Genomic DNA, 18846 nt, shown 5'->3' with positions numbered 1-18846 from the left:
CCATGACGCCAAACGAATCCCGCTCATTGCTGGTTGAACTGCAAACTGAAGAGCTACCACCTAAAGCCCTGAACAATATGGGTCAGGCTTTTGCGGATGGTCTGCTCAAAACATTGCGTGAACACCATTTAGCTGCTGACGACGCATCGGTTACCGCCTATGCTACTCCGCGCCGCTTAGCCGCGTTGATCAGTGGAGTAAAAGGCCAAGCGGATGATCAGGCTTTTTCTGAAAAGCTGATGCCAGTCAAAATTGGTCTGGATGCCGATGGCAACCTCACGCCAGCGCTAAGCAAACGTTTAGAAAGCAAAGGCTTGGGTCACCTAAGCGCTCAAGACCTGCACGTTGAGTCCGACGGTAAACAAGATTGCTTGTTCGCTAAAGGCATGGCTAAAGGTGCATCGCTGGCCGAAGGCTTGCAAGCGGCACTAGACTACAGCATTACCCATCTGCCTATTCCTAAAGTCATGCGCTACCAATTGGCTGACGGCGTAACTAGCGTGCGCTTTGTGCGCCCCGCTCACAGCCTAATCGCCTTGTGGGGCGATGATGTGGTAGAGGTGAACACCTTGGGCTTGACCGCTGGTCGTAGCACCAAAGGTCACCGCTTTATGTGCGAAAACCGCATCACTATCCAAAGCCCTGAAAGCTATGTCAGTCAGCTAGAAAACGAAGGCAAAGTCATTGCTTCCTACGCTGATCGTCGCGCCCGCATCGAAGCACAACTGCAAGCTGCTTGCGCTCACTTGGATGCCAGCTTGGGGACTGACCCCGAAGTCGTAGAGCTGTTGGATGAAGTGACTGCTCTGGTAGAACACCCTACGGTTTACGTGGGCCAGTTCGATCCTATTTTCTTGGAAGTACCACCAGAGTGTTTGATTCTGACCATGCGTCTGAACCAACGCTACTTCCCGCTGTTCGACCCTAAACAAGGTTCGCTGACCAATCGCTTCTTGATCGTCAGCAACATGGAACTAGCCGATCCTTCCAACATTGTTTCCGGCAACGAAAAAGTGATTCTGCCTCGCTTGGCTGATGCTCGCTTCTTCTTTGAAACCGACCGCAAACAACCGTTAGAAGAGCGCGTGGCTAGCTTAGAAAACAGCGTTTACCACAACAAGCTAGGCTCCCAACGCAAACGCATTGAGCGTATGCGCAGCATTATTCGCACGCTTGCCGAGCGCTTAGGTGCTGATGTAAACGTGGCAGACCGTGCCGCCTTGTTAGCCAAGGCCGACTTGAACACCAACATGGTGGGCGAGTTCCCTGAGCTACAAGGTGTGATGGGTGCGTATTATGCGGCCGCCGATGGCGAAGATGCCAGCGTAATTGAAGCCCTGCGCAACCAGTACCAACACCGATTAAACGGCGCTGTTACCGATGCCAACCTGATTTCTGCCCTGCTGTTCTTAACAGAACGCGCAGAAACTTTGGTGGGTATCTGGGGTATTGGTTTGGCACCTACCGGCGAACGCGACCCTTACGCGCTGCGTCGTGCTGCATTAGGCTTGATCAGTGCTTTTGAACAGCTAGAGGCCGGTGGTTATTTGGGCGACATTGCACAAAGCAAACTGAACCTAACAGAACTGCTGCACATTGCTGCACAAAGCTTTGAAGAAGGCGAATTGGCTGCTACTACGCTTGCCGAAGTACAAGACTTTATCTACGAACGTTATAAAAACCAATTGGTCGCTAATGGCCATGATCGTAACGTTGTAGAAGCCGTGCTGGCGCAGCAACCACCGCTGCAACAGGTACAAGCTCGCATTCAAGCCTGCTCTGAATTTGCAGCTTTACCCGAATCTCAAAGCTTGGCCAGTGCAAACAAACGTATTGGTAACTTGCTGCGCAAAGCCGAATCCGAGCTTAACGAAGTACAAGCATCCTTGCTGGCTGAACCAGCCGAACAAGCATTGGCCGCGTGTATTGAGCAATTAGCGCCAGTAGCAGAAAGCCAGTTCTTGGCGGGTGAGTTTAGTGCTAGCTTGGCGACATTGGCTAAGGCTAAAGAGCCTGTGGACAACTTCTTTGCCGATGTGATGGTGATGGCAGAAGATCCAGCTGTACGTAACAACCGTTTGGCGCTGCTGCAAAAACTGCACCAGTTGATGAATCAGGTTGCTGACATTTCGAGGTTGGCGGCCTAATGCTTGCCATACTAGATCGCGATGGGGTCATTAACTATGACTCCAGCGCTTTTGTGAAAAGCCCTGATGAATGGCAAGCACTACCGGGTAGCTTGGAAGCCATAGGCAGGCTCTCCCAAGCGGGCTGGAGGGTCGTTATCGCGACCAACCAGTCTGGCTTGGCACGAGGTCTGTTTTCCATGCAAACCTTAAATGCCATACACCTAAAAATGCGCCGTGAACTGGCCAAGTTTGGGGGCATCATTGATGCTATCTTTGTCTGCCCACACGGCCCAGACGACGGCTGTACCTGTAGAAAACCCTCCCCAGGCATGTTCTTGGACATCGCTAGGCGCTATGAACACCCCTCACTGCACAATGTCGTTGCCGTGGGCGATTCGTTACGTGACCTACAAGCAGCGTCTGAAGCAGGCTGCAAGACATGGTTGGTAGAAACGGGAAATGGGGCTAAAACACTGAAAAACGGCGGTCTGCCAGAAGGCTGTATCGTTAAGCCGGATTTGGCTGCAGTGGTTGATGACTGGCTAGGAACCTCAACATGCTGATTTTACGCGCGGTACTTTATCAGCTTTTTCTGCTGATTACAGTGATCCCCTACTCCATTTTGTGCTTGCTGTGGTCACCACTGCCATTACGCTGGCGCTACAAGCTCACCTCAGGCTGGCCACATTTGGCTATCTGGGGAGCAAAACACATTCTGGGTATACGCTGGCAAGTTAAGGGCTGGGAAAACCTGCCTGACGGCCCAGCCGTCTTGCTGTCTAAGCACCAATCGGCATGGGAAACCATGTTCTTTTGTGGCTACCTGCCTAAAGACGTGTGTTTCGTCTACAAACGTGAACTACACCGCGTGCCATTTTTTGGCTGGGGCCTAGCACTGCTGCGTATGATCCCCATTAATCGTAGCAATGGCCGCGATGCCATGAAGCAAATCGTTAAAACAGGGCAAGAACGTTTAAACGAAGGCCGCTGGCCGCTGCTATTTCCAGAAGGCACACGCATCCCCCCTGGCGAAACAGGCCGCTATAAACAGGGTGGAGCCATGCTGGCATGCCGTACCAACAGTATTGTGATTCCCATTGCGCACAACGCTGGTGAATGCTGGCCACGTAACGCCTTTATCAAAAAACCCGGTTTAATTACCGTATCGTTTGGCCCTGCCATCAACCCAGAAGGCCTGTCACAAGCCGCTCTCAACCAAGCCGTAGAAGACTGGATTGAAGGCGAAATGCGTGTACTAAACCCTGAACGCTACTCGTAGCGCCATGGCTCAGCTGCCCCTATTTAATGATGCGTCTGCTACCCCCAAAAAAGCGGTAGCACAGCCATCTACGCCGGCTGCACCCACGCTTCCCACTATTACCCAGCCCCAGCGTTTACCCGCTGGCACCAGTTGGCACCTTCATACCGTGCAAGGACAAGAGCTGGGGTATTTGCTGAAACGTTCTAGACGCCAATCCATAGGTTTGCGTGTGAACGAGCATGGGCTAATCATCACCGCCCCCACATGGGTTTCTATGGCTCAAGTCCACGATGCCTTAGAACAAAAATTTGCATGGATAGTGCGCAAGCTACTGGAGTGGGAAGAACGCTTACAACAGTTAGCGTTAGGGAAAAGCCAATGGTGTGACAATGGCAGCATTCCCTATCTAGGCGTAGCCATCACCCTGAAACTGGACCCCGAAGCCTTTACCACACATTTTAGTGGTAACCACTTCCAGCCCAACGCAGGCGATATACTGACACTACCTTTAGCCAAGGATGCACAAAGCTCTAGAGTTCAAGACCTAGCGCAAATTTGGCTTCAAGACCAAGCCCGTCACTACTGCATCAACCGCTTAAACTACTACACCGCTAAACTGGGCTTACCCTATAGGGGTTTACGGCTAGCGAACCCCGCCAAACGTTGGGGGTCTTGCAGCAGTGACGGTATGATTATGTTGAACTGGCGACTGATTCACTTCCCTGTCGCTGCAGTAGACTATGTGATCGCTCACGAGGTGGCTCACCTTAAAGAGATGAATCACAGTCCGGCATTCTGGCGGGAAGTGGAAAAACTGATGCCAGACTATGTCACCGCCAGGAACTTGCTCAAAAAGCATCACCCTGACACCTTACCTTTACTTTAATACCCATTGGAGTCATTCACTATGCGCTTGTTACATACCATGCTGCGTGTTGGCAATCTTGAAAAGTCCCTCGCCTTCTATACCGACGTACTGGGCATGAAATTGCTGCGTCAAAAAGATTACCCAGACGGCAAATTCACACTGGCTTTTGTAGGTTACCAAGATGAAAGCGAAGCAGCCGTACTGGAACTGACCCACAACTGGGATACCGACAGCTACGATCTAGGTAACGCCTACGGCCATATTGCCATTGAGGTAGAAGATGCCTACGCCACCTGTGCTGCCATTAAAGCTAAGGGCGGCAACGTAGTACGCGAAGCAGGCCCCATGAAGCACGGCAATACAGTTATTGCCTTTGTGGAAGACCCTGACGGCTACAAAATTGAACTGATTCAAAAAGCTGGTCGTAACGACTAAGTCACTACAGGCCTTTAGGGGCCTGTTTTTTTGTTTTTGACACGCGCTATAGATGCTAAATATCCTTTGGTTTTGCTTTTTTCTAATCGCCACCATCGCCGCCCTGTTCCAGTGGCTGTGGTTAGGGGATACAGAAATTTTCAGCCGTATGGTCAACAGCATGTTTCAGATGGCTGAACTGTCTGTCAGCATCATGCTGGTGCTTTTTGGCACCCTAACCTTATGGATGGGCTTTTTAAGTGTGGCCGAACGCGCCGGTATTGTAGAAAAATTAGGGCAACTACTCGCTCCCGTATTTAAGCGCCTGATGCCAGAAGTGCCAGCGGGTCACCCAGCCTTGGGGTTGATCACCTTAAACTTTGCCGCAAACGGCTTGGGCTTAGATAATGCCGCCACCCCTATAGGGCTACGCGCTATGCAGGCGCTACAAAGCCTGAACCCCACCCCCCAAACAGCGACGAATGCACAAATTCTCTTTTTAGTACTGAACGCGTCATCCTTAACCCTGCTGCCCGTTACCATTTTCATGTACCGCGCACAGCAAGGTGCACCCGACCCCACCTTGGTCTTTTTACCTATTTTGCTTGCCACAACGGTCTCGTCATTAGCGGGGTTAATTAGCGTTGCCATCGTCCAGCGTTTACGGTTAACAGACCCGGTCATGCTGTTGTGGTTAGGCGGTTTCTTGGCAGCCATGTCGCTGTTCATGGCCTTCCTGGCCACATTGAGCGTTGCAGCCATCAGCACCCTTTCTGCCTTACTAGGCAACCTGAGTCTGTTTCTGATTATTATGCTGTTTCTGGGTGTAGGCGCGTGGAAGCGCGTTGCCGTCTACGACAGCTTTGTAGAGGGTGCTAAGGGCGGTTTTGCCGTCGCCCGTGACCTGCTCCCCTACCTAGTTGCCATGTTGTGCGCCATAGGCTTGTTACGCAGCTCTGGTGCCTTAGATCTACTGCTAGATGGCATACGCTGGCTAGTGGCGTCAGTAGGTATGGATAACCGCTTTGTGGAAGCTCTACCTACTGCGCTGGTAAAACCTTTCTCGGGTAGTGCAGCACGAGCACTCATGATCGAAACCATGAATCACCATGGCGTAGACAGTTTCGCCGCCTTATTGTCTGCCACTATTCAAGGCAGCACAGAGACCACCTTCTACGTGCTGGCGGTGTATTTTGGTTCAGTGGGAATCATACGTAGCCGCCATGCAGTGGGTTGCGCGTTGTTTGCTGACTTAGCTGGCGTGATCGCAGCCATTGCAGTTTGCTATTGGTTTTTTGGCTAATTAATCACTACGCTGTAGCGGCTGCATTCATCGCACTCGCTGGGGGACTGCGGAATAACTTTTTGTGATTTGAGACACCAAATCAAAAAAGTTTTCCTCCGCCTCCCCGAGTATTTTGCTATTGGTAGGTTTACAGCCCTTTCTCATGTGGCAACGAGCCAGAATCAGAGCATATTGTCCATGCCTTGTTATTACGCTGCAGGAGGTTGACTCAAGCACAACCAGCTAGAGGATTTCTGTTCTGGAGAACTTGCGTTGCATCACGTGCTGTTTTGCTCAGAAGTACGCACAACTGACAGCCACCTCCAAAGCAAAGCCCACGGCAAGCAACGAAGGAAAGGCGGAGGGAAGTATTTTTCAATTTGGTTTACAAATTTGAAAATACTTTCGCAGCCGTAGACTCATGCGGTCCGGTCGTGAGTGAGCGGGCTTTAACGCTCATTGGCTATAGCCTTAGGCCACGGCAGCCAGTCGTGAGTAAGTGAACTTTAAACCTTCGTCTACTTAGCCCGTAACACCTTGCGCCGTTAACGCGTCTGCCACAGCAATAAACTGCTGTACGCTAACATCGCCAGGACGCGCTGTAGGCTCTATGCCAACGTCATCCCAAGGAATAAGCGCAACCCATTTGCTCCAGCTACCACGCAACATCTTACGACGCTGTGCAAAGCTAGATGCTACCAACTGCTCAAATAATGCTACGTCTTTGGCTTGAGGTCTGTCCTCAGGCAAAGGTCGCATACGCACAATAGACGACACTACTTTCGGTGCAGGGTCAAAGGCTTCGGGCGAGACATCAAACAGTTTGAACATGCGGTAACGCGACTGTAGCATCACCGACAAGCGACTGTAGTCGCTGCTGCCGGGCTTTGCCACCATGCGATCCACCACCTCGCGTTGCAACATGAAATGCTGGTCTTTCACCAAATGCGCAAAAGATGCTAGGTGAAACAACAACGGGCTGGAGATGTTGTAGGGTAAGTTACCCACAATACGTAAGCCTTCGCCCCATTGAGCAAAGTCTACTGTCAGCACATCGGCTTCGGTAATGCTCAATTTTTTGGGACTAAAGCTATTGCGTAAGCGATGTGCTAAGTCCCTATCCAGCTCAATCACATTCAAATGGTCCAGTCGTTCCGACAATGGCCGCGTTAAGGCGGCCAAACCGGGACCAATCTCTACGACCTTATCATCGCGCTGTAAATCCAACGCCCGCACAATATCATCGATTACGGATAGGTCATGCAAAAAATTCTGTCCGAATCGCTTGCGGGCTTCATGTTTAGCCATGCTGTTTACTGCTCCGACGACAATGCCTTCTCTAGGCGATTATCTATATACACACTACCGCGTAACTGGCTTAGCCAATCATCCAATGCGGGCTCTACTCGCTGTTCAAACAGGTGCTGACGCGCCTGCATACGGCGATATTCGTTTTCCATGTTCTTCGTACGTCTATCGTCTACACGGATGATGTGCCAACCAAACTGCGAACGTACTGGTGCGCTGACCTGACCCGGCTGTAGGGAGTCCATAGCCTGCTCAAATGCGGGAACGGTTTCACCTGGTGTTAACCAACCCAAATCACCGCCCAATGGAGCGGTGCTGTCTTCTGAGTTACTACGCGCTAACACTTCAAACGACTCGCCTTGATCAATACGCTGCTTCAGTTGCTCAATGCGCTCTTTCGCTTGCTCATCATCACGCACTTGCGACAGTTTGATCAGAATGTGACGCGCTTTAGTTTGGGTAACCATCATCGGCCCCTGCTCGGTAGTACCCGGAGCTTGCGGCTGCGCCACAGATGTATCTACCGCATCTTGACCACCGTGGTGGGTAACTTTCAAAATGTGGTAACCCTGACCGCTACGCACCAAACCACTAACTTGTCCTGACGACAAGTTTTTGATGTTATCCACAAACAAGTCAGGCCAGCCCTCTAGAGGACGAATACCCAGCACGCCACCGTGCAAAGCCTCTTGCCCATCAGATGCTGCGGCGGCTACACCAGCAAAATCCTCACCCGCTTTCACACGCGCTAATAGCCCTTCGGCTTTAAGACGCAAATTACGCTCTGTGTTGCTGTCTGAGCCTTCGGGTACGCGCACTAAAATCTGTGCCAACTCGATGTACACAGGGCCTGCCGCTGCTTGGTTATTGGCGGCAGCACTCCTCGCTGGCGCTTGCACACCTTGTTTTTTCAAGTAAGCGTCAACTTCTGCATCACTAATGTAGATGCGCTCATCCACCATCCGTTGACGCAATTGATCCAGCAATAGGTCATGACGTAGGGTTTTAAGATAATCATCCCATGTCATCCCTGTTTTGGTAATTTCTTGACGCAGTTTTTCAGGGGTCAGCTTGTTACGCTCGGCCACCATTTTGACTGCATTGTCTAAGAACTCAGGCGTGATCACTATCCCTAAACGTTTGCCTTCTTGCTCTTGAATGGTTTGGTCTATCAACCTATTCAACACTTGCAAACGCAATGTTTGCGGATCAGGCAATGGAATATTCTGTGACTGCAATTGTCGGGCCACTATCGCTGCTTCGCTGTCTAGCTGACGCAACGTAATCACCTGAGAATCAACAATCGCCGCAATACCATCAACGAAACGGGCAGAACGCTCTGCGGGTTGGGCGGCCTGTTGTGCTCCCGCTGTTACAGCAAACAGCGTAGATACCAGCGCCAGGCTTCCTGACAACACAAATTTAGAACAGCGTAACCGCATCTTTATTCATACCTCTCGAAGGTGGTTGTTTCTGAGCTAGTAGGCGTAATAGGCTCGTACCCTACAATACGTTCGCGCAACATTTTCATCGGGTCAGGGCCAACAGCGCCCAGGCCAGACAGCTCTAACTGGAAGAATACTGCTGAATTGCTTTTTTGGGCAGATACCGCGTAACGCTGTACTACAAAACGTGCTGCCCAACAGCATTCGCCTTTGTACTCCATACCGAAGATAGTTTGCGTACTACGTTTTTCCTGCAGGGAATAATCCACACGTCCCAGCGCAAATACTTTATTCGACAACGGCCACTGCGTCGTTACGGACACACGTTCTCTACCGTTATCACTTGCTGTTGGATTTTCCCTGAAATAGTTAGGATTATCAAAGGCTCTAGGATCACGCTCGTAACGATATGATGCAGACAAGGTCGCCAAACGTTGTGGTTGCCATCTAAAACCTGCACTTAATCGGTTCGTACGTCTGGATTGCGGATTGAATTGCGCATCTGCACGCACATTCAGGGTGTCTGTTAAGGCTGCACCTGCGCCAAACAAGTAATCGGAGCGCCTACGTGTTTCAGGGTATTCGTTATTAGCCGTATTTCTTAAGAAGACTTTTTGATCTTCGAAATACAAGCGCTGTGCAACCTGCAACATCATACGCTCTTCACCCGTATCAGCATCCAACCAACGAGTAGTCAAACCCAAGGTTAACTGGTTGGCGTTCGCAATCCTATCCCAACCACCGCTGTAAATGTTCTCACTAAAGGCTTGAGAGAAATTAAACGACGCTACGCTAGTATCAAAAATAGGCAGCATACTTTGATCACGATACGGCACGTACAAGTAGTACATGCGAGGCTCTAGCGTTTGTATGGCGTTATTACCAAACAGGCTAGTATCACGCTCAAAATACAAGCCTGAATCCAATGACAGTAAAGGTAATGCGCGACCTTTGCTACGCGGGTTATCACGCGCAGCATTACCACTAGGTAATGCACTCCATTCGGTATCGTACTGACTCAAGTGCAACGATGCCTTGGGAGTAATGTAGCCATAAGGACGCACCATTGGGTAGCTAATGGATGTCAAGGAAGACATACGTGTTCCGTTAGGGGCTACTCTCAACTTGCGGTACTTATCAAACTCAGACAATGTGCCCGAATAATAGGGCATTTCAAATCGTGTGACGGCATTCTCGCTCACCACATCAAAGCCACCCCAGTTATAACGCGCACCACGCACCTTCAAACTGGGCAATTGGTTGTATTCAGGACGCCTGTAGTTCGAGGTTTCATCTTGCAAGGTTTGATACTGCGTTACCGACAACGATGCGTTGAAATACTTCGCCCCAGACCAAGTAAAGGCAGCGGAGCTAGCCAAGCTATCAATATTCGTATTACCTAAATCAATAGACGTTAGGTCTCGGAAATAGTTATCGTCCGACACACGGTTATACCGTGCACTAAACCCAAAGCCGTAGCCTAAGCGCTGACGATGCTGTGTAGATAGCATCCAACGCGCTTCGCGCGTTTTCTTATCATGATTCAGGTAAGAGCCGTTAATCTGACCTTCATAGGTGCGGCCCAAATAGCGAAACTCGCCGTCTAACTGCAAACCACGCTTAGAGTAGTTACGCGGCGTCAAGGTTGCATCGTAGTTAGGCGCCAGATTGAAGTAGTAGGGCAAGGCCAATTCCAAACCACTGTTACTGGTATAGCCATACACAGGGGTTAAGAACCCCGATTTACGCTCTTCTCGTAAAGGGAAAGAGAAATACGGCGAATAAAAGATGGGCACATCTTTAAAATAGATTACGCTGTTGCGCGCCACACCACGGTTTTCGTCTATGTACAAATCTACTGTAGGGGCCTTGATGTACCACGCCGGATCAGGGCATGGACACGTGCTATACAGCACGTCGTCCAATTTCATGTGATCGCTGTTGTAGATGGTACCTGCCTCGGCTGTACCCGATGAGCCACCGTCTAGCCAAAACCGCATGGCATCTAGCTCACCCTCTTCGGATTTCATGTTGTAGTCAATGCTGGGACTGCGTACGATGCTGCCCCCTCGCATGAGCACGCCATTACCACGAACTTTCACATCGCCCGTATTTCTGTCGTAGCGAATCTGATCGCCCTTACTCACCGAGTCTATACGGCGCACTTGCGCATCACCCGTCAGCACTACCTCCCCACTTTCCATGCTCTCAAGCTCGTCACCAATGAGGTAGGAGGTCATGTCGTCCTCCGCTACCTGACGAACTTGCAACGCCGGCGAAGCCTGCAAGGTGGGCTGCTTTGCCCCCGCTTTGACAGGCATTACGGCGCACGTCAGAGAGCCTAACAACAATAAATGAAAACGTCTGACCGCTCGCACCGGATCCGTATCCCCAGGAAAATAGAATTACGCTAAAGTAATGGCCGACCACCCTTTTGCTGGCCGTGACCCGTTATTATAGATAAGCTCGCCCGATACGGCAGCGCTATTCGCCTTTTTTCTTGCAAAACTTTGTTCTTAGCCCATGGATGCCACTTTAAATCTCGCCAATGACTCCCGTTATCAGCAACTGTTAAGCTGGCTACACACATTGGACGGCAGCTACAACCTGCAACTTGATACACTGCGCCCTGCCTCAGGCGATGCCAGTTTCCGACGTTACTTCCGCCTGGATAGCCAACATGGCACACTCGTTGTCATGGATGCGCCCCCCGCCAAAGAAGATACCGCGGCCTTCGTGGACATTACTCAGCGACTCGCTGCTCGTGATCTAAATGTGCCGCACATACTTGCTAGCGATGTAGAGCAGGGCTTTTTACTGCTGAGCGATCTGGGCCAAGATAACTTCTGGCATGCGCTACAAAAAGGCTTGGACAATCCTACCATTCAGAACCTGTACCGTGGTGCGATACAAAGCTTGGTGCAACTGCAACACACTGACAGCAGCGGCCTGCCTCTCTATAACGAGGCTCGCATGCTAGAAGAGCTGCAAGTGTTTGAAGAATGGTTTATTAACCAGCACTGTAACACCAGCTTGACGGAACCAGAACGCAAAGCGCTAGACACATGTTTTGCTGCACTGGTTGCTGATAACGTCAATGTGGCACAAGTACTGGTACACCGCGACTACCATAGCCCCAACCTCATGATGCCCGTAGACGATAGTCTACGCCCCGGCGTCATTGACTATCAGGATGCAGTAGTAGGCCCTATTACCTACGATTTGGCGTCCTTGGTAATGGATGCCCGACACACCTGGGATGAAGAGCAACAACTGGACTGGGCCATACGCTACTGGCAAGCTGCCATCCACGCCAATTTGCCCGTTAGTCTAGACTTTGCCGAATTTCACCGTGCTTACGAGTGGATGAGTGTGCAACGTAATTTACGTATATTGGGTGTATTTTGTAGACTGTCTATACGTGATGGCAAAGACTGGTATCTGGCCCACCTACCTAGACTGCAAGCATACTTGCGCCAAGTGACTAGCCGCTACGAAGAGCTATTCCCTATACGCAAACTGCTAGATCGCATTGAAGGCCGCCAAACCGTACTGGGGATGACCTTTTAATGAAAGCCATGATTTTGGCAGCGGGCCGCGGCGAACGCATGCGGCCACTGACGGACCACTGCCCCAAACCCCTGCTACGTGCTGGCAAACATTCACTGATTGAATGGCATATTTTGCGCCTACAACGTGCTGGCATCACCGACATCGTGATTAATCATGCATGGCTGGGTGAAAAAATAGAAGCAGCGCTTGGCGATGGCAGTCAGTTGGGGGTGCACATACAGTACAGTCCTGAAAACCCTGCGCTAGAAACCGCTGGCGGCATACGACAAGCTTTACCATTACTAGGGGATTCCCCCTTTTTAATTATCAACGGCGACGTCTTCACCGATTGGGATGCCCAACACGCTTTTGCTGCAGCCAAAGCCTTAGACGATAGCGATCGCCTTGCTCACTTGTGGATGGTAGAAAACCCCGAACACAATCTGAAGGGCGATTTTTACCTGCAAGCACCCAGCCAACTGCTATCGGAACATCCCCTTACAATTTCAGATAAACCACTTACCTACAGTGGTATAGGCTGTTACAAACCAGCCCTATTTTCCGCGCTACCAGTAGGCCAACCCGCGCCACTAGGGCCTTTGCTACGGCAGGCCATGTCGCAGCAACACATTAGTGGTGAAGCGCTGCAAAGCACTTGGACGGATGTAGGCACCCCTGAGCGACTAGAAAAAATCTCAAGTCAGCTTGGCGCACTGGAATAGGCACGTTATGATTATTCAGGTTAATGCCTGATACGCATACCTTCATTCACCCGCAAATACTCTCAGTCCATGCTCGGTTCTAAACGCCCCGTATTCAGACCTACCCCCTACGATTATTCACGCAGAAAACGCCGTATCCCTCGTTGGTTGGTACTTATGCTAACCGGTGTAATTATCGGCGCGGGCGGCTTATTGTTTATTCAAACCAGCTACGGCCCTACACGTCTTACGGTAGAACAATCCGAACAGTTGCACTTTGACTTAAACAGCGCTAATGCCGAAAACCAGCGTTTACAGTCGCAACTGGCGAGTACCACACGAGACTTAGAAGAAAGCCAAGCGCGTCTGCAATCTCAGCAAAGTTCGCTCGACAACCACGATCAAACGGTCAGCGCACTACAAAAAGACATAGAACTCTTTGCGGATGCAATGCCTGCCGACCCACGTGGCACCTCACCGGGCATTCGCTCTGCGACCTTTACCACCAGCGATGGCAAATTGAACTACAACATTTTGCTAATGCAAGATAAAGAGCAAGCCGGGCAAACCTTTACCGGTGAAATGCAGTTTAATATTCAAGGCCGCTACCCCAACGGGCGTACAGGCTACGTAGACCTAGAACCCATTGAGGTTTCATTGGGCCGCTATGCTCACTTGATGGGTGACGTCACATTGCCTGACGGTGTGACACCACGCCAAATCACCATTCAAATCTTTGAGCCCGGCAATAAGCGCGCCAAGGCCATGCGCATTATTAATGTGCGCTAACACATCAGCGACATATAAAAACAGGGCCTTTTACAGGCCCTGTTTTTTTGGCTATACACATCAAGCCACATGCTGAAGAAAATCTTGTAATCGTTTACTGGGTGGATTTTTAAGCAACTCCTCAGGGTTGCCATCGTGCGCTATCTTACCTTGATCGATAAACAGTAAACGGCTACCCACCTTACGCGCAAATTCCATTTCATGCGTCACCACAATCATGGTCATACCTTCCTCGGCCAAGTCTTGCATGACTTTTAACACCTCGAAGCGCAGTTCGGGATCTAACGCCGAGGTAGGCTCATCAAACAACATCAGCTTCGGACGTATAGCTAACGCCCGAGCAATGGCGACACGCTGCTGCTGACCACCTGACAACTCGCTAGGATAATGCCCCATACGTTCCGCCAGCCCAACCTTGGCTAACAGTTCTTGCGCTTGTTTTTTCGCCTCAGCCTTCGATGCCCCACGCGTGTGCACCGGACCAAACATCACATTTTCTAGTGCCGTTAATTGTGGGAACAAATTAAATTGCTGAAACACCATGCCCGCTTCTCTACGCAAGGCACGCACTTGTGCAGGGCTGTCTCGTACACTTAAGCCATCCACCACAATGTCGCCCTCATCAATGCTTTCCAGTGCATTAATGCAGCGTAGCAAGGTAGATTTCCCCGAGCCAGAAGGCCCTACAATCACCACTACTTCACCAGGGACAATCTCCAAGTCCACACCGTTCAACACGATGTTCTCGCCAAAGCGCTTAATCACTTGCTTGAATTCTACGATTTTCATCTTGTGTTCTCCCTACTTATCACACCACACGCAAGCGACGTTCAACTGTACGCAGTATCAGCGCAATTACGCCCGTCAGAATCAAATAGATAATGGCTACAGCTCCCCAAATCTCTACTGATCGGAAATTACCGGCAATGATTTCTTGGCCTTGACGCGTAAGCTCAGCCACACCAATCACAATAAACAAGGAAGAATCTTTAAGGCTAATAATGCACTGGTTCCCCATGGCTGGGATCATACGACGCCATGCTACGGGAGCAATAATGTAAATCAGGATTTTGTGAAAAGGCAGACCCATCGCCTCACCCGCTTCTTGCAATCCTTTGGGCACAGACTGCAATGCTCCACGCACTATCTCAGCAATGTAAGCACCCGAGTTCACCATTAAGGTAAAAATCGCCGCTGACTCACCATCAATACGCATACCTGCCAATAATGGCAAAGCAAAATAAATAAACATCACCTGCACCACGATGGGCGTACCACGTATTAGCAGTACGTAGGCCTTAGCCACCATAGCCAGTATCTGTATAGGTAACGTAGACAGCTTTATAGGCCCTTTTACATAGGTAGTAATCACCCCAGTCAGAAAACCCAACACAGAGCCACCTACCAGCCCCAGCACCGTAATATAAAGCGTCATCTTGGTGCCTTCCCACAAACTGGGCAAAGCATTCCAAATCACAGACCATTCAAATGTCACCGTTACACCTACTTAGTGTGTCGTTACCGTCCATACAAACCGTAACGTGATAAACAAAGAGCGGCCCTGTGTTAGCTGGCCGCTCTGAAATTGCAATACAGTCACCTACGACTTACTCAGGTTGTTTACCAAACCATTTCTCGTAAATAACATCGTACGTGCCATTTGCTTTGATCGCAGCCAAGGCTTCATTCACTACCGGCACCAGTTCGCTACCTTTAGGGAAAGCAATACCGTAGTAGTCACCACTTTTCACAGCACCAGTCACTTTTACATGACCTTTGCCACCAGTTTGAGCGTAATACTGCACGTTAGGTGTGTCATGCACCACCGCATCCACACGACCTGTTGCCAGCTCTAAGAAAGCGTTATCAATATTTGGAAATAGCTTCAACTTGGCACCAGGTACTTCGCGGTTCAGATAGTCCACCGTCGCAGTACCAATCTTCACGGCCACCTGCTTGCCATCTAGATCGGCTGCATTTTGAATACCGTCGGTATCTTCACGCACCAAGATGGCCAAACCGCTTTCGTAGTAAGGATCCGAGAAATCGATGACTTCCTTACGATCATCTCTAATAGTGATACCAGCAAGCGCAACATCCACATTACGTGTTTGCAGGCCAGGAATAATGCCGTTGAAATCCATAGGCTGCAGTTTGTATTGCAAACCTGCTTGTTTTGCTACGGCATCCCATAGATCAATATCGAACCCCGTATATTTGCCATCCTGCTTGAACTCAAAGGGTACAAACGCTGTGTCTGTAGCCATAATCAACTCTTTGCCTTGTGCTTGCGCACCCATTGGCAATGCCATCAGTGCTGCAACAGCTAGCCACGCTTTGATCTTGTGCTTCATGATTACTTGACTCCTACTAGGGGGATATAAGTATCTGGCATGCATAACGCCAAACTTCAGTACACCATAGCGCAATTGGATAAATTGCTACTACAAAGAGGTATCACTATAGTAATAAAAAGCCCTCCTTTTGTATGGAGAATAACCCGCATCCTTGATCCTCATCACATTGTTTAACGGTTGCACATAAAAAAAGCGGCGCATCACTGCACCGCTTTCTTGCAAAATTGTTTCTATATATTAGAACGCAGGAACAATTGCGCCTTTGTATTGCTCTTGAATAAAGGCACGAGTTTCTTCGCTATTCAAAGCTTGGATCAGCTTCTTCACAGCTTCTTTCTCTTCATTTCCAGCCTTTACTGCAACCAAGTTAGCATAAGGTGACTCTGCACCTTCAATAAACAAAGCATCTTCCAGAGGGTTTAAATCAGCCTCTAATGCATAGTTAGTATTAATTAAAGCCAAATCCACATCAGGTAATACCCTAGGTAATGTAGCGGCTTCAATTTCCTTAAATTTCAATTTCTTTGGATTCTCGGCAATATCCCTAGAAGTAGCCAAAATATTGGTAGGATCTTTAAGCGTAATCAAGCCATGTTGCTGCAACAACAATAACGCTCTGGCACCATTAGAGGGATCATTAGGCAGCGCAATCAATGCGCCATCTTTTAACTCATCCAAGCTTTTGATTTTTTTAGAGTAAGCACCAAATGGCTCAACGTGTACTAAACCCACCGAGACCAAATTGATATTGTGCTCGCTGTTAAAGGTATCCAAGTACGGTTTGTGTTGGAAGAAGTTGGCATCAATAGCCCCATCCCATACTTGCTGGTTAGGCTGTACATAATCAGTAAATACTTTGATATCCAGCTCTACGCCATCTTTAGCCAACAAAGGAGCCACAAACTCTAATAGCTCAGCATGAGGAACGGGCGTAGCAGCCACGCTTAGTTTTTCCGCATGTGCTACGGATACGCCCAAACCCAATGCGGTAACCAATGCACTCGCCACCAATTTTTTCAGCAACATAAAAGCTCCTTGAAAGAAATTTAATAGGATTAAGCGATGCGCTTATTCATTCGCGCAACCAGCTTATCTCCCCACACCTGCATTAACTGCACCAACACCACCAGAATCACGACCGTTACTGCCATGACATCTGTCTGGTAACGCTGATAACCAAACCGTAGCGCCAAGTCGCCTAGACCGCCGCCACCAATCACACCGGACATAGCCGAGTAACCCACCAGCATAATAGCGGTTACTACAATAGCAGCCACCACCCCTGTTTTAGCCTCGGGCAATAACGCCATAATCACTGTTTCGCGCGGGTTTGCCCCCATGGCGCGACTCGCCTCCAAGACACCAGGATCCAACTCTTTTAAAACGTTTTCCACTAAGCGAGCAAAAAATGGTGCTGCACTCATCACCAACGGAGGCACCGCTCCCGCCACCCCCAACGCTGAACCGGCCAAGATTCGTGTCAAAGGAATCATCACAATAAGCAGTATCAAAAATGGCACTGAACGCAGAATATTAACGATCAGCGATAGCGTTTGATAAAGCGCATGATGCTCCATCATCTGTTTAGGACTGGTTAAAAACAGCAATACGCCCAGCGGCAACCCGATGATAACCGTAAAAACCAGAGAGAACCCTGTCATTAATAAGGTATCAATGGTGGCTTCGGCCAATAGTGGCCAATCTAAATTAGACCAATTCATGCTCGCAGCTCCTCGTATTGCACACCCAGTTCATCCAACATGGCTCCCAACCTTTGCTGTTGCTCTGGCTGCCCTTCCACTGCCACCACTAATTGTCCGTACGGCGTGCCTTTAATACGGCTTACCGCACCCTGCAAAATACTAATATCCAAACCTAACTCGCGACTTACTCTACTAATTAAAGGCTGCACTGTAGCGTCACCTTTAAAACTCAGACGCATGACTCTACCGCTTACGCCCTGATCCATCGCTCGCCAACCATCACTATCATTACCACTTTCCGCCAACAAGCTTTGAGTCGCCGCGTGCTGAGGATGCAAAAACACGTCCAGCACCTCACCACTTTCTACTACCGCACCAGCTTCTATCACCGCCACTCTATCGCACACCTGACGTATCACATCCATGCTGTGCGTAATCAACACAATAGTCAGCCCCAAAGACTGATTGATCTCTAAGAGCAAACGCAAAATAGACTGTGTGGTCTCTGGATCTAGTGCAGAGGTTGCTTCATCACACAGCAATAGCTCAGGCTGATTTGCCAATGCCCTAGCTATACCCACCCGCTGCTGCTGACCACCAGACAACTGCCTAGGGTACTTAGTCGCATGCTGCTCTAACCCTACCAGTTGCAACACCTCTTTCGCCCTAGCATGTTGTTGCGCCTTACTTAAACCAGCCAACTTTAGGGGAAAGCATACGTTATCTAAGATAGAGCGTGATTGCAGCAAGTTGAAATGCTGAAACACCATGCCAATTTTTTGACGTACAGGCCTTAACTGTTGCTCGGTTAATAAGGAGATACATTGCCCTTGGAAATTAACCGTTCCCTGCGTAGGGTGCTCCAACATATTCAATAACCGGATTAACGTGCTTTTGCCCGCACCGCTGCGTCCGATAATGCCATATACCTCGCCGCGTCGAATATGCATATTAATATCATGCAATGCGATCACTTCTTTATTAGCGCTGGTATAGCGTTTCTCTATATTTTCTAACCTAATCACAACGTGCTA

At 49.6% G+C, this 18846-nt stretch carries 18 protein-coding genes; 9 read left to right on the top strand and 9 right to left on the bottom strand.

All coding sequences use genetic code 11. The features are described from left to right. Positions 1-2: 2 nt before the first annotated feature. The 6 genes from glyS to GY634_RS13670 are packed head-to-tail and all read left to right on the top strand — an operon-like array spanning position 3 to position 5975. Positions 3-2147 carry a glycine--tRNA ligase subunit beta gene (glyS, locus tag GY634_RS13695; protein ID WP_166409403.1) on the top strand — a complete coding sequence of 715 codons (2145 nt, stop codon included), beginning with the start codon at positions 3-5 and terminating at the stop codon, positions 2145-2147. Then, entirely contained in the window at positions 2147-2692 is a 546-nt protein-coding gene (gene gmhB, locus GY634_RS13690; protein ID WP_166409297.1) for a D-glycero-beta-D-manno-heptose 1,7-bisphosphate 7-phosphatase, read from the top strand. The genes glyS and gmhB overlap by 1 nt, the downstream gene beginning before the upstream one ends. Beyond that, positions 2686-3408, top strand: coding sequence for a lysophospholipid acyltransferase family protein (locus GY634_RS13685; protein ID WP_166409296.1), 723 nt, complete (start codon positions 2686-2688; stop codon positions 3406-3408). Before gmhB ends, GY634_RS13685 begins: the two co-directional genes overlap by 7 nt. A gap of 4 nt (positions 3409-3412) precedes the next feature. Further along, a complete protein-coding gene (locus GY634_RS13680) occupies positions 3413-4276 on the top strand; it encodes a M48 family metallopeptidase (protein ID WP_166409295.1) in 864 nt (287 codons plus the stop codon). A 21-nt stretch (positions 4277-4297) separates the two neighbouring features. After that, on the top strand, positions 4298-4693 hold the full coding sequence (gloA, locus tag GY634_RS13675) for a lactoylglutathione lyase (protein ID WP_166409294.1): 396 nt from the start codon (positions 4298-4300) through the stop codon (positions 4691-4693). 52 nt (positions 4694-4745) lie between these two features. Continuing rightward, positions 4746-5975 carry a nucleoside recognition domain-containing protein gene (locus tag GY634_RS13670; RefSeq protein ID WP_166409293.1) on the top strand — a complete coding sequence of 410 codons (1230 nt, stop codon included), beginning with the start codon at positions 4746-4748 and terminating at the stop codon, positions 5973-5975. 504 nt (positions 5976-6479) lie between these two features. On the opposite strand, the gene rsmA is transcribed toward GY634_RS13670, so the two are convergent. From rsmA to GY634_RS13655, 3 genes are read right to left on the bottom strand one after another with little or no spacing between them, the layout of a single operon-like run. After that, on the bottom strand, positions 6480-7265 hold the full coding sequence (gene rsmA / locus GY634_RS13665; protein ID WP_166409292.1) for a 16S rRNA (adenine(1518)-N(6)/adenine(1519)-N(6))-dimethyltransferase RsmA: 786 nt from the start codon (positions 7263-7265) through the stop codon (positions 6480-6482). A gap of 5 nt (positions 7266-7270) precedes the next feature. Then, positions 7271-8707, bottom strand: coding sequence for a peptidylprolyl isomerase (locus tag GY634_RS13660; RefSeq protein ID WP_166409291.1), 1437 nt, complete (start codon positions 8705-8707; stop codon positions 7271-7273). Between the two features lie 2 nt (positions 8708-8709). Continuing rightward, a complete protein-coding gene (locus tag GY634_RS13655; RefSeq protein ID WP_166409290.1) occupies positions 8710-11031 on the bottom strand; it encodes an LPS-assembly protein LptD in 2322 nt (773 codons plus the stop codon). A 202-nt stretch (positions 11032-11233) separates the two neighbouring features. On the opposite strand from GY634_RS13655, the gene GY634_RS13650 reads away from it, so the two are divergent. From GY634_RS13650 to GY634_RS13640, 3 genes are all read left to right on the top strand, one after another. Next, the gene (locus tag GY634_RS13650) at positions 11234-12280 is read left to right on the top strand and encodes an aminoglycoside phosphotransferase family protein (protein ID WP_166409289.1); all 1047 of its coding nucleotides are present in this window, start codon (positions 11234-11236) and stop codon (positions 12278-12280) included. Beyond that, on the top strand, positions 12280-12984 hold the full coding sequence (gene murU / locus GY634_RS13645; RefSeq protein WP_166409288.1) for an N-acetylmuramate alpha-1-phosphate uridylyltransferase MurU: 705 nt from the start codon (positions 12280-12282) through the stop codon (positions 12982-12984). Before GY634_RS13650 ends, murU begins: the two co-directional genes overlap by 1 nt. A 69-nt stretch (positions 12985-13053) precedes the next feature. Continuing rightward, complete coding sequence (locus tag GY634_RS13640) at positions 13054-13752, top strand: DUF6776 family protein (RefSeq protein WP_166409287.1); 699 nt, start codon at positions 13054-13056, stop codon at positions 13750-13752. Positions 13753-13812: 60 nt separating this feature from the next. Here the strand turns inward: GY634_RS13640 and glnQ are convergent, their stop codons facing one another. The 6 genes from glnQ to GY634_RS13610 form a co-directional block, all read right to left on the bottom strand. Beyond that, on the bottom strand, positions 13813-14541 hold the full coding sequence (gene glnQ, locus GY634_RS13635; protein ID WP_166409286.1) for a glutamine ABC transporter ATP-binding protein GlnQ: 729 nt from the start codon (positions 14539-14541) through the stop codon (positions 13813-13815). 19 nt (positions 14542-14560) lie between these two features. Further along, positions 14561-15247 (bottom strand): glutamine ABC transporter permease GlnP, encoded by a 687-nt coding sequence (gene glnP / locus GY634_RS13630; protein ID WP_166409285.1) that lies wholly within the window; start codon positions 15245-15247, stop codon positions 14561-14563. A 112-nt stretch (positions 15248-15359) separates the two neighbouring features. Continuing rightward, on the bottom strand, positions 15360-16106 hold the full coding sequence (glnH, locus tag GY634_RS13625; protein WP_166409284.1) for a glutamine ABC transporter substrate-binding protein GlnH: 747 nt from the start codon (positions 16104-16106) through the stop codon (positions 15360-15362). 240 nt (positions 16107-16346) lie between these two features. Beyond that, positions 16347-17135 carry a MetQ/NlpA family ABC transporter substrate-binding protein gene (locus tag GY634_RS13620; RefSeq protein ID WP_166409283.1) on the bottom strand — a complete coding sequence of 263 codons (789 nt, stop codon included), beginning with the start codon at positions 17133-17135 and terminating at the stop codon, positions 16347-16349. Positions 17136-17164: 29 nt separating this feature from the next. After that, entirely contained in the window at positions 17165-17830 is a 666-nt protein-coding gene (locus tag GY634_RS13615; protein WP_166409282.1) for a methionine ABC transporter permease, read from the bottom strand. After that, the gene (locus GY634_RS13610; protein ID WP_166409281.1) at positions 17827-18837 is read right to left on the bottom strand and encodes a methionine ABC transporter ATP-binding protein; all 1011 of its coding nucleotides are present in this window, start codon (positions 18835-18837) and stop codon (positions 17827-17829) included. The genes GY634_RS13615 and GY634_RS13610 overlap by 4 nt, the downstream gene beginning before the upstream one ends. Positions 18838-18846: the final 9 nt, after the last annotated feature.

The organism is Paenalcaligenes suwonensis, from assembly GCF_011290505.1.
Classification (GTDB): domain Bacteria; phylum Pseudomonadota; class Gammaproteobacteria; order Burkholderiales; family Burkholderiaceae_B; genus Paenalcaligenes; species Paenalcaligenes suwonensis.
This window is presented reverse-complemented; position numbering and strand designations above follow the sequence as displayed.

What these genes read in the sequence shown, in the direction of transcription:
- glyS (WP_166409403.1), top strand. Translation starts at nt 3, where the DNA reads ATGACGCCAAACGAATCCCGCTCATTGCTGGTTGAACTGCAAACTGAA.
- gmhB (WP_166409297.1), top strand. Translation starts at nt 2,147, where the DNA reads ATGCTTGCCATACTAGATCGCGATGGGGTCATTAACTATGACTCCAGC.
- GY634_RS13685 (WP_166409296.1), top strand. Translation starts at nt 2,686, where the DNA reads ATGCTGATTTTACGCGCGGTACTTTATCAGCTTTTTCTGCTGATTACA.
- GY634_RS13680 (WP_166409295.1), top strand. Translation starts at nt 3,413, where the DNA reads ATGGCTCAGCTGCCCCTATTTAATGATGCGTCTGCTACCCCCAAAAAA.
- gloA (WP_166409294.1), top strand. Translation starts at nt 4,298, where the DNA reads ATGCGCTTGTTACATACCATGCTGCGTGTTGGCAATCTTGAAAAGTCC.
- GY634_RS13670 (WP_166409293.1), top strand. Translation starts at nt 4,746, where the DNA reads ATGCTAAATATCCTTTGGTTTTGCTTTTTTCTAATCGCCACCATCGCC.
- rsmA (WP_166409292.1), bottom strand. Translation starts at nt 7,265, where the DNA reads ATGGCTAAACATGAAGCCCGCAAGCGATTCGGACAGAATTTTTTGCAT.
- GY634_RS13660 (WP_166409291.1), bottom strand. Translation starts at nt 8,707, where the DNA reads ATGCGGTTACGCTGTTCTAAATTTGTGTTGTCAGGAAGCCTGGCGCTG.
- GY634_RS13655 (WP_166409290.1), bottom strand. Translation starts at nt 11,031, where the DNA reads ATGCCTGTCAAAGCGGGGGCAAAGCAGCCCACCTTGCAGGCTTCGCCG.
- GY634_RS13650 (WP_166409289.1), top strand. Translation starts at nt 11,234, where the DNA reads ATGGATGCCACTTTAAATCTCGCCAATGACTCCCGTTATCAGCAACTG.
- murU (WP_166409288.1), top strand. Translation starts at nt 12,280, where the DNA reads ATGAAAGCCATGATTTTGGCAGCGGGCCGCGGCGAACGCATGCGGCCA.
- GY634_RS13640 (WP_166409287.1), top strand. Translation starts at nt 13,054, where the DNA reads ATGCTCGGTTCTAAACGCCCCGTATTCAGACCTACCCCCTACGATTAT.
- glnQ (WP_166409286.1), bottom strand. Translation starts at nt 14,541, where the DNA reads ATGAAAATCGTAGAATTCAAGCAAGTGATTAAGCGCTTTGGCGAGAAC.
- glnH (WP_166409284.1), bottom strand. Translation starts at nt 16,106, where the DNA reads ATGAAGCACAAGATCAAAGCGTGGCTAGCTGTTGCAGCACTGATGGCA.
- GY634_RS13620 (WP_166409283.1), bottom strand. Translation starts at nt 17,135, where the DNA reads ATGTTGCTGAAAAAATTGGTGGCGAGTGCATTGGTTACCGCATTGGGT.
- GY634_RS13615 (WP_166409282.1), bottom strand. Translation starts at nt 17,830, where the DNA reads ATGAATTGGTCTAATTTAGATTGGCCACTATTGGCCGAAGCCACCATT.